Source organism: Pseudalkalibacillus berkeleyi, from assembly GCF_021608225.1.
Taxonomy (GTDB): domain Bacteria; phylum Bacillota; class Bacilli; order Bacillales; family Fictibacillaceae; genus Pseudalkalibacillus; species Pseudalkalibacillus berkeleyi.
In genome coordinates this window covers 948,209-962,415 of sequence record NZ_JAKIJS010000001.1, presented here as the reverse complement: position 1 = coordinate 962,415, position 14,207 = coordinate 948,209, and the positions used below count along the sequence as shown (strand labels likewise).

Below are 14,207 nucleotides of genomic sequence, written 5' to 3'. Positions count from 1 at the left end.
ACATTGTCTTTCTATTGCTAGGCTCTTGGATGATAAGATCGGTAAAGCTGTTGCAACCGGTCTTTTGTAACATGTGTATAAACCTGCGTTGAAGATAATTGCGCATGGCCTAACAGCTCTTGGACAGCCCTTAAGTCAGCTCCTTCATTTAATAAATGAGTCGCGAATGTGTGACGCATCATATGAGGTGTTATTTTCATTGTTAAAGAGGTTGACTTGATGATCTTTTGCAATACTTTACGAACCCCTCTTGTCGTGAGTGGGTCTCCTTTATAATTCACAAATAGCTTATTGTGTGTTTGGGATTTCATTAAGGCTTGCCTTCCATCTTTCAAGTAACGGTCTAATGCCTCCAAAGCATATACACCTATTGGTACATAACGTTCCTTCCTACCTTTACCACGGACCAAAATGGTTTCAATTGTCGTATCTATATCTTGAACGTTTAAATCACAACATTCACTGACACGGATACCTGTACCGTATAAAAACTCAAGTAAGGTTTGGTTTCTCTGGCCGAGAGGTGTATGAAGGTCTGAAACCTTAAACAACTCCTCAACTTCTTCCTGATAAAAGAATTTGGGGAGTCGCTCTGTTTTTCTCGGTAAAGAAGTCATTTGAAATGGGTTCTGAGGCACCAAATCTTCTCTAAGTAAAAATCGATAGAGGCTTCTTAATGATGAGATCTTTCTTGCCACAGAATTCCTTGCAAATTTCTTTTCATGGAGAATGGTTAAATAATGACGTACGTGAACATAAGAAACAGCAGCAAATTGGTCCAAGCCTTGCTGCTTCATGAATACGACAAAATCTCCGATGTCTTTTTGGTAATTAATGACGGTATGTGAAGAACTGTTTTTCTCAATTTGTAAATATTCGATAAACAGTCGAATCTCATCTTCCATATTCCAATCAACTTCCTATTTTTCTGAATAGTATTACAATTAGCATAAAGACCCCTACATAGTATCACAACATAGAGGCCTTGACAATATATATTCACATCTTTGTTAAAAAATTCTGAATTGTTTCCAATGCTCTGGAAGCAATCTTTTCATTTCGTTCTTTCTTATTTTTAATCCTCTTCTCTAACGGAGGGAATAGACCGAAATTAGAATTAATCGGTTGAAAGTTCTTCGGATTTGCTGTTGTAATATATTCAGCCATGCTCCCCAATGCTGTTTCCGATGGGAATACAACTGGCTCTTCATCACTCATAAATCGTGCTGCGTTTAGACCAGCAATCAGCCCTGATGCTGCACTTTCTACATACCCTTCGACACCAGTCATTTGTCCAGCAAAGAACAAATCGTCTCTGTCTTTATATTGATATGTCGGCTTTAACAGATTAGGAGAATTAATAAATGTATTTCTGTGCATAACACCATAACGAACAATATCAGCATTTTCAAGCCCTGGAATTAAGCGGATCACATCTTTTTGAGGTCCCCACTTCATATGCGTTTGAAAACCAACAATATTATAAAGCGTTCCAGATTTATTATCTTGGCGTAGCTGTACAACAGCAAATGGTGTTTTTCCAGTCTTAGGATCTTCTAATCCTACTGGCTTCATCGGTCCGAATAATAATGTCTTTCTACCTCGTGATGCCATGACTTCGACTGGCATACATCCTTCGAAGAAGACCTCTTTCTCAAATTCTTTCAGCGGTACAGTTTCTGCACTGATGAGCGCTTCATAGAAACGATCGAATTCTTCTTCAGTCATCGGACAATTCAAATACGCTGCCTCGCCTTTATCATAACGAGACTTCAAGTATACTTTGTCACGATCGATGCTGTCCACTTCAATGATTGGTGCTGCCGCATCGTAAAAGTATAGATACTCCTCACCCGTCAATGCTTTCAATGAATTAGATAGGTCTTTAGAGGTTAGAGGGCCCGTCGCAATAATCGTAGGACTATTTGGTATTTCAGTTATTTCTTCATCGTGCACAGTGACATTCGGATGACCTTTCACTCTTTCAGTGACCCTTGCTGCAAATTCATGTCGATCAACAGCAAGTGCACCACCGGCCGGGACCGAACATTCATCTGCACTTTGTATAATAACTGAGTCTAATTGTCTCATTTCTTCTTTAAGGACACCTACTGCATTTGTAAGTGCATTGGATCTCAATGAGTTACTACAAACCAATTCAGCAAACTTATCTGTATGATGAGCTGGGGTTTGTTTCTTCGGTCTCATTTCATATAGATGAACATGTATTCCTCTTTTGGCTAATTGCCAAGCTGCTTCGCTGCCAGCCAATCCAGCACCGACAACATTTACTTCTTTAACTGTCAATTTCAATCACCCTAATTTTGTTTCTCTTTATAGTCACAATTTGTACATTGAATTGTCGTACTCTTCTTCGCTTTCTTCTCGACAAGTAAGCTGTCACATTTCGGACAAGGTCTATTGATCGGTTTATCCCATGATACAAAATCACATGTAGGATATCGATCGCACCCATAGAATATGCGTTTCTTCTTGCTCTTACGCTCGACGATGTTCCCTTCTTTACACGTCGGACACTTCACACCTATGTCTTTGACAATCGGTTTTGTATTCCTACAATCAGGAAAATTAGAACAAGCCATGAATTTTCCATATCGACCCATTTTGTAAACCATTTCACTGCCACATTTTTCACAATCTTCCCCAGCAGGTTCATCTTGAATCTCAACTTCTTTCATTTCTTCTTCTGCAATTTTTAATTTCTTTTCAAATTCTTTATAGAAGGCTTCTATAACTCTCTTCCATTCTTCTGTACCTTCTTCGACATGGTCAAGACTCGTTTCCATTTCTGCTGTAAATTCAACATTAATGACTTCTGGGAAAAATTCAAGAATAAGGTCTAAAACAATTTCTCCTAATTCAGTTGGAACAAATTTCCGTGCATCAAGCGCCACATAACCTCGTCGTTGAATGGTGTCTAGAGTCGGCGCATAGGTGGATGGTCGACCTATACCTAGTTCTTCCATAGTTTTGACCAATCGTGCTTCTGAATATCTTGGTGGTGGCTGTGTAAAGTGTTGGCTAGGTTCTATTTCTTTCGATTTAACTTTATCTCCTTCCCTAAGGTCAGGAAGGATTTTGTCTTCATCTTTTTTGTTATCATCATTTCCTTCAACATACACTTTCATAAATCCCGGGAACTTAACTTTTGAGCCGTTCGCTCTGAACATCACACCGTTATTTTCCAGATTTACAGCCATAGTATCCATAATCGCTGGAGCCATTTGACTTGCTACAAATCGTTCCCAAATTAGCTTATATAATCGGTGCTGATCGCGACTCAAGAATTGCTTTACAACTTTTGGATCTCTTAATGTTGACGTCGGTCTAACAGCTTCGTGAGCATCCTGCGTATTGCCGGACTTTTTACTAGTCGTGCGATTTGCAGAAAATTTAGATCCATAAGTATCTTGAATATACTGTTTTGCCTCGTCTTTTGCAACGTCAGACACACGAGTAGAGTCAGTTCTCATATATGTAATCAAACCGACCGTTCCTTGTTTTCCAATAGCAATCCCTTCATATAACTGTTGAGCGATCATCATCGTTTTCTTTGCTCGGAAGTTCAACTTCCTTGCTGCTTCCTGTTGGAGGGATGAAGTTGTAAAAGGAGCTGCGGGATTTCGTTTTCGTTCTTTTTTCTGAACCGATTTCACATCGAAATCCTTGCCTTTAATATGTTTTAAGACACCTTTCACATCTTCTTCTGTAGAAAGGTCTACTTTCTTACCATTTAGTTCGAAGAAGGAAGCATCAAATTCCTCACTACCCTTATCAAATATCCCTTTAATTTTCCAGTATTCTTCTGGCTTGAAGTTTTGAATTTCCTTTTCTCTGTCAACAATCATACGAAGGGCAACGGTTTGAACGCGGCCTGCACTTAAACCTTTTTTAACTTTCTTCCATAATAACGGACTTATGTTATACCCTACCAGTCTATCCAACACACGTCTCGCTTGTTGGGCATCAACAAGATTCATATTAATAGCTCTTGGCTTTTTAAATGAATCTTTGATTGCTTGCTTTGTAATTTCATTAAATACAACTCGACAATTCGAATGGTCTTTCATGTCTAAACTATGAGCGAGATGCCAAGCAATCGCTTCCCCTTCGCGATCCGGGTCAGCTGCTAGATAGATTTTCTTTACTTTCTTTGCGGCCGTTTTCAATTCTTTGAGAACTGGTCCTTTACCGCGAATCGTAATATAACGAGGTTCAAAATCCGCCTCTACATCAACACCCATTTGGCTTTTAGGTAAGTCTCGTACATGTCCCATTGAAGCTTTGACGATATATTTTTTCCCTAAGTATTTTTCAATCGTTTTTGCTTTAGCGGGAGATTCTACTATTACTAAATAATCTGCCATATTTTTTATGTCTCCCCCTTTTCTCTTATTTTAAAATCTTCCCTATTATTGTATAAACAGAGTTGGTTTGTCAAACGTAAGTCGTAACCTGATCTAGTTCATCTAAAATATCTTGTGCACAGGTTGTCAGCTTCGCCCCTTGTTGTATCAAGCGATTGGTGCCAGCAGACCTTGGCTCTATTATCGATCCTGGTACTGCGAAAACTTCTCTGCCTTGGTTTAAAGCTTGATCACCTGTAATGAGCGATCCACTTCTTTCCCGAGCCTCTATTATCAATGTTCCCCTAGAAAGACCACTTATAATCCGATTGCGTGCAGGAAATTGCCATTTAGCAGGTTTCCAGTCAGGTGGATATTCGGAAATAATGAGATGATGAGAGGCTAACGCATTAGCAATTTCAATATGCTCTTTAGGATAAATATGATGAAATCCACTTCCTAACACCGCAATCGTCTTCCCTGATAGTAGAACAGCTTGTTGATGTGATAATATATCGATTCCGTATGCTAAACCACTGACGATGGTCCAGCCGTTATTGATTAAAGGATTGATGATCTTCTTCAAGCTTTCTTGTCCATTTTTCGATGGGTATCTCGTACCTACTACACTGAGTAATGATTGATGATTCAATAATTGAACATCGCCTTTTGCATAAAACACCATTGGTGGATCATAAATTTCTTTCAATAGAGAAGGGTAAACGTTGTTCAAAATGGATATGACTTGAATGCCTTCTTCTTCATATGATTCTAGCTGTTTCAAAAATTTTTCTTGATTCCTACCGTTTAAGATCTTTTCCGCAACACTTGAATTGATATGAATTTTCTTCATTAATTGCATTGGGCTAAGTTTAAAAATCATCTCTAAAGAAGGATCTTCGTCCAATAATTGATATAACAGTTTTTTGCCAATACCTTTGTGATTAGATAAATACATGAACCGTACTTCACGATTTTCTAACAATCCATTCTCCTTTTTCAATAAACTAGCATGTTAAGGTTTATGTACGCTGTTAAGACAAAGGTGACAAATACACCTTCACCTTTCGTTCGATATGTATGTCCTTAAATCCTTTTTTTGTTACACAGATTTGTTTAAATAAACAAATGAAAGGAAATGGGACTGACCCTAAGAGTCAGCCCCAATTTCATATTTTGAAGATGTATTATTTAACAGTCATACAACTTTCAAGTAGTCCTTTTTCTTTCAAAACTGAAATAAGTGTTTCACCCATAACAGATGGCGTTTCAGCCACTTTAATGCCACAAGCGTTCATCGTCTTGATTTTCTCTTCAGCTGTACCTTTACCACCAGAAATGATAGCACCTGCATGTCCCATTCGTTTTCCTGGAGGTGCAGTTTGACCACCGATAAAGCCTACAACAGGCTTGGTCATGTTTGCTTTCACCCATTCCGCAGCTTCTTCCTCAGCAGTACCGCCAATTTCACCGATCATGATAACTGCATATGTGTCATCATCTTCATTAAAGGCTTTTAGAGAGTCGATGAAGTCTGTTCCATTGACTGGATCTCCACCAATACCAACTGCTGTGGATTGTCCAATGCCTGCCTCAGAAAGCTGATGAACAGCTTCATATGTTAATGTACCAGAACGTGAAACAACCCCGACATGTCCTTTTGTATGGATGTATCCAGGCATGATTCCAATCTTGCACTCATCTGGCGTAATAACACCTGGGCAGTTCGGCCCAACCAAGCGTGTTTTCTTACCTTCCATATAACGCTTAACTTTAACCATATCCAACACAGGGATATGTTCAGTAATACAGATTGCCAAATCTAGCTCCGCATCTACAGCTTCCAAAATCGCATCTGCTGCAAATGGTGCTGGTACATAGATTACAGAAGCATTTGCACCTGTTTCTTTAACTGCATCTTCAACAGTATTGAAAACAGGTACTCCTTCTACCTCAGTTCCACCTTTACCAGGTGTTACTCCACCTACGATTTTAGTACCGTACTCAAGCATTTGTTTTGTATGAAAAAGGGCTGTAGAACCAGTAATCCCTTGAACGATAACTTTCGTATCTTTATTAATAAAAACGCTCATCGAGTTTTCCCCACCTTTCTACTTCACTAGTGAAACGATTTTTTCTGCACCGTCAGCCATTGACTCAGCTGCGGTAATATTCAATCCGGACTCGCTCAACAATTTCTTCCCAAGGTCAACGTTCGTTCCTTCCAAACGGACAACTAGTGGAAGCTCGAGACCAACTTGTTTTGTTGCTTCGATAACACCTTCAGCGATGACATCACATTTCATGATTCCACCGAAAATGTTGACAAAGATTCCTTTAACATTCTTATCAGAAAGAATGATTTTGAATGCTTCAGTTACCTTTTCAGCAGTTGCACCGCCCCCAACGTCAAGGAAGTTCGCGGGATCTCCGCCGTAATGCTTGATGATATCCATTGTGGACATAGCAAGACCTGCACCGTTAACCATACAACCGATATTTCCATCTAGAGAGATATAGCTAAGGTCATATTTAGAAGCTTCAATCTCTTTCGAATCTTCTTCATCTAAATCACGGAACTCGACAATATCTTTATGACGGAACAACGCATTTGGATCGAAGTTCAATTTCGCATCTAGTGCCATGACGTTGCCATCTCCAGTTGTAACGAGAGGATTGATTTCAGCAATTGAACAATCCTTTTCAACAAATGCAGTGTATAAGCCCATCATGAACTTAACAGTTTTGTTGACAAGTTCTTTAGGCATATTAATGTTAAAAGCAAGACGACGAGCCTGATATGCACTAAGGCCGACAACAGGATCGATCACTTCTTTAAAGATTTTTTCTGGTGTCTTTTCTGCTACTTCTTCAATTTCTGTTCCGCCTTCTTCTGAAGCCATCATGACGACACGTGAAGTAGCACGGTCCATTACTAGACCAACATAATATTCTTGCTTGATGTCACAGCCTTCCTCGATAAGTAAGCGCTTTACTTCCTTACCTTCAGGACCTGTTTGATGGGTAACTAGAGTTTTGCCTAAAATCTCTTCAGCATATGTACGCACTTCATCAAGATTTTTAGCAACTTTTACACCGCCGGCTTTCCCTCGTCCGCCTGCGTGAATTTGAGCTTTAACTACATTGATTTCAGTACCGAGTTCTTTTGCTGCATCTACCGCTTCTTTGGGCGTATATGCAACCTTTCCATTTGGAACTGATACCCCGTACTTTCTCAAGAGTTCTTTTCCTTGATACTCGTGGATATTCATTCTCCATCCTCCTATCATGTGTCTAATCTATGCAACACCGTTATTATTGTATAAATAAACCGCTCTTATGTCTACCGTTGTGTTGTAAATCCTCAGAAAAACAAGAATTCTCCCGACATTCTCATCAATTATGACACAAATGTTGGAATAATACTGATAATTATGGAATTGTAAAAAGGCTGACGATTAAATCCAGGTCAGCCCTTTCAAAATTAACAATCTTTCTCTTTTTGGTTTTCGTCTACTATTTTTTTTGTAATGGATTCCCGCTCTGCTGCCGGGCGATATATCCCGAACTCTTCAGCAAACTCCTCACGAAAACCTTTTACAGCTTGATCACAGCCTTGGACGTCTAATGCATTCCTTTTCATTTACGTTTCACCTCACTATTTTTCAATAGTATGTGGAAAACTCCTTTACCTTATGTTCATTTTGGCTTTAAGGATTTATCTAATTGGTAGATGAACGCAAATACTTCTGCAACCGCTTGATATAGGTTGGGTGGGATCTCCTTGTTAATCTCCAATTGAGACAATAAATGAACAAGTGAGGCGTCCTCTTGTACTGGAATACCATGATCCATCGCTCGCTTTAATATTTCCTCAGCTGTATCTCCTTTTCCTTTTGCTATTACTTTTGGTGCGGTAGAGCCATTTTGTTCATATTTTAGTGCAACGGCTGACTTTCTATATTCTTGACTCATATGGTAAAGTCCACTCCTTGCCTCGTCTGATCAATAGACTTATGTCGAAACAAAGCATCCCCTTGGTTTTCAGTAAGTTCAACTTTCACACTCGATAATTGATATCCGATTTCTCCGAGGCGATCACTCAGTATGTCTTTAAATGCTGGAATTAATTGATTAGCTAGATCATGATCATTCACAATCTTGATTGATACGATACGATTTTGAACATTCATATCGATCACTGTTTCTTTCATATTCTGTAGATCGAGGTAAAATAAAATACGACTGAAATCTTCATCTATTTTTCCGGATTGGTCTTTTTTCATATCCCACTTCATCAATAGATCACTTTTCCATTCCTTGAAATGAATCGGTATTTGATAGAACAGTGAGGTTAATGAATGATTTTCATTCGAATGAACCAGTTGTTGACCGGTTATACGATGTAAAAGCGTTTCAGCCTTTTCTCGTACCTGTAATGAGACTTCTTCCGATAACAGATTCACTAGACTAGGCTTTAATTGTGTAAATTGATCTCGTACGTTTAGTTGATTATGAATCATATCCCTTTCAAGGGTAAGTCCTAGGCTTTTCATTGTCTCAATTAACTTTAGCTGAGGCTTTGCCACTTCATTATCTGTAAGAGACTGAACCGTCTTTTGTAATGCGTCACTCATCTGACTTAATTTATGTTGAATTTGTAATTCTGCAGTTGCTTTATTCATCGGTAAGTTCAGTGCTTTAAGGAATTGTGCATCCGATTGTATGGTATTAGAGCCTTTATTTACTGCAGGTAGGTTAAGATCGAGTGAACGAAAGATTTCTTTCAACTGACTTTGTGTCGATGGGTCAATGTCTGTTCTATTATGTATGTGTACCAATTGTTTAAGCGTATCAATCCCGCTTGTTTGGTGTGAACTTGTTAAGATCCGACTAATGATTTGCTCGACATTTGAAAACCCCTTATTTGTCTTACTATGACCATGTAACAATTGCTTTAGTGTATTCAATTGAGCATGTAATGGTTGGTCATCTTGAACGTGGTACAAAGCTTTAAATACAGCATCAGTTTGAGGTAAATTTTGATAAACCATTGTCTTAATCGCTTGTATACCTTTACTCACTGAAGACACTTGATTCATCCATTGATCAGCTTTCGCCATCAAATCTTTCGTCATTGGCAGTTGTTCATTGGCTAATGACTGCACTAATTTAGATAGGTTCGGATGCAATTTCCCAATCCCCAAAGACTGTAATGGAGGCTGATGCACTCTATTATTTTCCACTACGGAAAGTAGAGGGAGTGTTCCATGCGAGTTTGGTTTTACTTGAAACCAATATTTCCCCCCTAAGGTTAACCCAGTCAACAATTGTGCATTTACCTTACGCCCAGCTAATTGGATTTTCGCAAAATCATTTGGATAGAGCGCTAATACTTTACCAGAGAATATTTGACCAGGTTTCAGTTCTATCGTTGTATTAAATTTCCCTATTCTACTCATGACTGATTCAACTGGCATTGCTTTCACGATTTCCGCCTCGTTTCAAAATCTACTTATACATAATATCGTCCGTTTTTATCATTTGTTTGGTATTAATTCAGCAACCGGTGCAAATGATTTACGGTGTTCAGGAGTGATCCCGTAATGACTTAATGCTTGCAGATGCTCAGCGGTACCATACCCTACATTATTACCAAACGAGTAGTGAGGGTAAATATCTTCCATTTTCTTCATGTAGCGATCTCTCGTTACTTTGGCGATGATAGAGGCTGCTGCTATCGAAACGCTTTTTGCATCCCCTTTAATAATACTATCTTGTGGCAAGTCCACATCTAAATTCATTGCGTCAATTAACAAATAATCAGGATCAATAGGCAGATCTTCAATCGCTTTCTTCATCGCTAATTTACTAGCCTGATAAATGTTGATTTGATCAATCTCTTCAGCAGAAACGATCCCTACACCTATTGCAATCGACTGCTCAATAATTTCTTCGTACAATTGCTCTCTAACTCGCTCTGATAATTTCTTAGAGTCATTCAACCCGATGATCTTCGTATCCTTATTAAGGATCACAGCACTAGCTACTACCGGTCCTGCTAATGGTCCCCTTCCTACTTCATCAACTCCTGCAATCCTACGGTATCCTTCTTTCTCAAGTTTCTCCTCGAACTGAGACATTTCTATGTACATCTTCAAGCGGCTCTGTTCTTTACTTTTTCGCTTACAATACTGATTCCAGAGCTTTTGCACGCCTTTTCGGCTATCACTCTCTATTTGTTCAATCATTTGTGAAGGAAGATCTCCTTCGTATGTATTTAGAAGCTTTTTGATCTCATCAATTGATTGATCTTTCATCGTTATCCCCTTTACAAAAGTGACCTTGTCAAATGATTCAACAAGGTCACTAAATTGTTATTTAAATGTTTTATATAATCTTTCAGAACCCATATAAATTAGAAATCAGAGGGTCTTTCAAATGACAACGCCCCTAGTTTTTCGGAACGAATGTCTCGAAGGATAATTTCAGCAGCTTTATCATAATCAATTTCCCCGCCTTTTAGTAGGCAACCGCGTTTCCTTCCGATTTCTTCAAAAACTTCAATAGGTGGAGCAGTCAAATCTTCAAGCTTGTATCTCTCTCTTAATTGATCCCCATAAACTTCTTTTAAATATTGTACTGCAAAGAAAGCAACATCTCCAAAATCAAGAATTTCATCCTTTATAGCACCCGTTACGGCTAATCTAAAGCCCGTTGTTTGATCTTCGAATTTCGGCCATAAAATTCCAGGTGTATCTAGGAGCTCTAACTCTTTGCCAACTTTGATCCACTGCTGACGTTGTGTGATACCAGGTCGGTCGCCTGTTTTAGCCATTTTCTTATTTGCTAGTCTATTAATAAGTGTCGATTTCCCGACATTTGGAATTCCGAGAATCAATGCACGAACAGCCCTTGGCTTGACCCCTTTTTCAATCATTTTATTTATTTTGTCTTTCATTAGATCCTTTGCTATTTCAGGTATACGATTTAACCCTTGTCCTGATTTTGAATTTACAGTTACAGTACGCACGTTTCGTTCTTCAAAGTATGCTTCCCACTGTTTTGTAATAGCAGGATCAGCCATATCTGCTTTATTCAATAGAATTAACCTCGGTTTATTCCCAACGATATCATCAATCATCGGATTCCTTGAAGACAATGGGATTCTTGCATCTACAAGTTCAAATACAACATCAATCATCTTCAATCTTTCAGTGATTTCTCTTCTTGCTTTTGCCATATGACCTGGAAACCATTGAATTTGCTTCATACTTTTCACCTACTCTAATACATTAAAGTGCGCAACGGGCCAGAAAACCACGTTCGCTTTGCCTATTATTGCATCCATTTGTACAGCACCGATGTTTCGGCTATCTTTACTATGTTGTCTATTGTCCCCCATAACGAAAATATGTCCTTTTGGAACAGTTTGTGTACCGATTTGTTCGCTCAATTGAAAATCATAAGTAAGGTTACCGTTTTGATTAGATTCCTTGTAAGCCTTTAAATAAGGTTCGGGGACCTTTTTTCCGTTCACATATAAAGTGTCATCTTTATACTCAATTTCATCCCCTGGCAGACCGATGATCCTTTTTATGTAGTCTTTCCCTTCAGGTGCATTAAATACGACGATATCGAAGCGCTTCGGCTCCCCAATATCATAGCTGACCTTATTAACGATCATCCGATCACCGTTTTGTAGGGTTGGCATCATAGATTCACCATCTACTACGATCGGAGCAAATAAAAAGTATCGAATGCCGGCTGCAATCAGTAGCGCAATAACTAACGCTTTCATCCATTCCCAGGATTCACTTTTTCCCTTTGCCATTTCTCCACCTCGTTTTACTCATTGCAAAATCTTTCATTTTCCTATAATTATTATCATTATAACTTTCTAATCCATTCATTTGTATATGTATTTGAAAACGATATCTTAATGTATGAAAAAAGGAGCTTGTTTCCAAGCTCCTTCTTGTGTTTAATTCTCTTATCTGCGAATCTCTTTGATTCGTGCAGCTTTTCCACGTAGTGCACGTAGATAGTAAAGCTTAGCACGACGTACTTTACCGTGACGTACTACTTCAATCTTAGCGACTTTTGGAGAGTGTACTGGGAAAGCACGTTCAACTCCAACTCCGTAAGAAATTTTACGTACAGTAAATGTTTCACTGATGCCAGATCCACGGCGTTTAATGACAACACCTTCGAATACCTGGATACGCTCACGAGTTCCTTCGACAACCTTTACGTCGATACGTACTGTGTCTCCAGCACGGAACTCAGGTAAATCAGTTTTCAACTGCTCTTTAGTAATATCATTAAGTAGTTGTTGCATCGGGTATTCCTCCTTCCTTACAAATGTTCTTGTTTATGCCTTTTTACCATCATAACAGCGGAACATCGTAATCAAGTGGCACAAGCCACAAAGATTATCATAGCATATCGTCCTAAAAGAGGCAATATTTCTATGAAGATTTCTTTAGATTATTTATCATTTTCCAGAGCTGTCTTTCAAATACTGCTGCTCTTCTTCTGACAAGGATTCAAAGTCAATTAAATCAGGTCTACGCTCATATGTTCGTTTCAAAGATTGTAAATAACGCCAACGCTCTATTTTCTCATGATGTCCAGATAATAGAATATCAGGCACTTGCATACCTCGGAAATCAGCTGGCCTCGTATAATGTGGATGCTCAAGCATACCAGATGAATGTGAGTCCTTTAACGCAGATTCTTGGTTTCCTAAAACTTCTGGCAGTAATCGAGTCACGCCATCAATCACAACCATGGAAGCGAGCTCGCCTCCAGTTAGTACATAGTCACCTATTGAGATTTCATCTGTAACGAGATACTCTCTAATACGTTCGTCATATCCTTCATAATGACCACAAACAAAAATTAAATGATCCTCTTCAGCAAGCTCTTCTAATTTCCTTTGCGTTAAGCGTTCTCCTTGCGGGCACATGAGTATGATTCGAGGGTTAGTTGTCTCAGCTTCTTCTGTTAAAGCTTCCACAGCGTCAAACAACGGCTGTGCTGCAAGAACCATACCCGCTCCACCGCCATAAGGATAATCATCCACTTTGTAATGCTTATTAGCTGCATAGTTTCGAAAATCCGTAACTCCATATTCAACTGCGCCTTTATCCTGTGCTTTTTTTAATATCGAACTATTAAGCACACCATCAAACATTTGGGGAAAAAGGGTTAAAATATCTATCTTCATTCCAAAAGACCTTCTATTGGTGTAATTGTGATTTTCTGATTGTCAATATCAACGTCTTTTACGACAGAGTCTATATACGGAATAAGAATCTCCTTCTTCGTTTCCTTAGACTGGATCACCCATACATCATTTGCACCAGGTGATAAAATCTCCTTAACAGAACCGAGGAGAACATCCTGATCCGTAAATACTTCACAACCAATAATTTCATAATAATAAAACTCGCCTTCCGGCAAATCTTCAAGCTTATCTTTCTGCACTTTTAACAAACCGTCTCGAAATGATTCAACATCGTTAATATTAGGATAACCCTCAAATGAAACTAAGTCGAATTGTTTATGTTTACGATGGGTCCGCACAGTCAAAGAAACCGGATCCTTTTGATTTGGGAGAAACAAAAAAAGCTCGGAGCCTACTTGATATCGCTCATCCGGAAAATCTGAACGCGTAATAACCCTGACCTCTCCCTTTATACCGTGCGTATTCACAATTTTACCAACGTTCAACCATTCACTCATTCGTCTTCCCCCATTTAAAGTTTGTAATGATACTATCTTGATGAAAATAAGAATAACCTATACATCTAAGCATAAGATCCAATCAGCACC

At 38.8% G+C, this 14,207-nt stretch carries 15 protein-coding genes; all 15 read right to left on the bottom strand.

Translation table 11 applies throughout. The features are described 5' to 3' along the window. Positions 1–17: 17 nt before the first annotated feature. The gene (gene xerC / locus L2716_RS05085) at positions 18–905 is read right to left on the bottom strand and encodes a tyrosine recombinase XerC (protein ID WP_236332398.1); all 888 of its coding nucleotides are present in this window, start codon (positions 903–905) and stop codon (positions 18–20) included. Between the two features lie 94 nt (positions 906–999). Continuing rightward, positions 1,000–2,307, bottom strand: coding sequence for an FADH(2)-oxidizing methylenetetrahydrofolate--tRNA-(uracil(54)-C(5))-methyltransferase TrmFO (trmFO, locus tag L2716_RS05080; protein ID WP_236332396.1), 1,308 nt, complete (start codon positions 2,305–2,307; stop codon positions 1,000–1,002). A gap of 11 nt (positions 2,308–2,318) precedes the next feature. Then, complete coding sequence (topA, locus tag L2716_RS05075; protein ID WP_236332394.1) at positions 2,319–4,388, bottom strand: type I DNA topoisomerase; 2,070 nt, start codon at positions 4,386–4,388, stop codon at positions 2,319–2,321. Positions 4,389–4,458: 70 nt separating this feature from the next. Then, positions 4,459–5,352 (bottom strand): DNA-processing protein DprA, encoded by an 894-nt coding sequence (gene dprA / locus L2716_RS05070; protein ID WP_236332391.1) that lies wholly within the window; start codon positions 5,350–5,352, stop codon positions 4,459–4,461. Positions 5,353–5,554: 202 nt separating this feature from the next. Further along, positions 5,555–6,460 (bottom strand): succinate--CoA ligase subunit alpha, encoded by a 906-nt coding sequence (gene sucD, locus L2716_RS05065; RefSeq protein WP_236332389.1) that lies wholly within the window; start codon positions 6,458–6,460, stop codon positions 5,555–5,557. A gap of 18 nt (positions 6,461–6,478) precedes the next feature. Next, positions 6,479–7,639 carry an ADP-forming succinate--CoA ligase subunit beta gene (sucC, locus tag L2716_RS05060; RefSeq protein WP_236332387.1) on the bottom strand — a complete coding sequence of 387 codons (1,161 nt, stop codon included), beginning with the start codon at positions 7,637–7,639 and terminating at the stop codon, positions 6,479–6,481. 212 nt (positions 7,640–7,851) lie between these two features. Next, positions 7,852–8,010, bottom strand: coding sequence for a hypothetical protein (locus tag L2716_RS05055; protein ID WP_236332386.1), 159 nt, complete (start codon positions 8,008–8,010; stop codon positions 7,852–7,854). Positions 8,011–8,066: 56 nt separating this feature from the next. Beyond that, positions 8,067–8,342: an EscU/YscU/HrcU family type III secretion system export apparatus switch protein gene (locus L2716_RS05050; protein WP_236332384.1), complete on the bottom strand. Its 276-nt coding sequence runs from the start codon at positions 8,340–8,342 to the stop codon at positions 8,067–8,069. Then, entirely contained in the window at positions 8,339–9,847 is a 1,509-nt protein-coding gene (locus L2716_RS05045) for a hypothetical protein (protein WP_236332383.1), read from the bottom strand. Before L2716_RS05045 ends, L2716_RS05050 begins: the two co-directional genes overlap by 4 nt. Positions 9,848–9,907: 60 nt before the next feature. Further along, on the bottom strand, positions 9,908–10,687 hold the full coding sequence (locus L2716_RS05040; protein WP_236332381.1) for a ribonuclease HII: 780 nt from the start codon (positions 10,685–10,687) through the stop codon (positions 9,908–9,910). Between the two features lie 98 nt (positions 10,688–10,785). Continuing rightward, entirely contained in the window at positions 10,786–11,640 is an 855-nt protein-coding gene (gene ylqF, locus L2716_RS05035; RefSeq protein ID WP_236332380.1) for a ribosome biogenesis GTPase YlqF, read from the bottom strand. Between the two features lie 9 nt (positions 11,641–11,649). Next, entirely contained in the window at positions 11,650–12,201 is a 552-nt protein-coding gene (gene lepB, locus L2716_RS05030; protein ID WP_236332378.1) for a signal peptidase I, read from the bottom strand. A gap of 159 nt (positions 12,202–12,360) precedes the next feature. Next, positions 12,361–12,708, bottom strand: a complete 348-nt coding sequence (gene rplS / locus L2716_RS05025) for a 50S ribosomal protein L19 (protein WP_236332376.1) — start codon at positions 12,706–12,708, stop codon at positions 12,361–12,363. A 156-nt stretch (positions 12,709–12,864) separates the two neighbouring features. Continuing rightward, the gene (gene trmD / locus L2716_RS05020) at positions 12,865–13,599 is read right to left on the bottom strand and encodes a tRNA (guanosine(37)-N1)-methyltransferase TrmD (protein ID WP_236332374.1); all 735 of its coding nucleotides are present in this window, start codon (positions 13,597–13,599) and stop codon (positions 12,865–12,867) included. After that, on the bottom strand, positions 13,596–14,117 hold the full coding sequence (rimM, locus tag L2716_RS05015; protein WP_236332372.1) for a ribosome maturation factor RimM: 522 nt from the start codon (positions 14,115–14,117) through the stop codon (positions 13,596–13,598). The genes trmD and rimM overlap by 4 nt, the downstream gene beginning before the upstream one ends. Positions 14,118–14,207 lie beyond the last annotated feature (90 nt).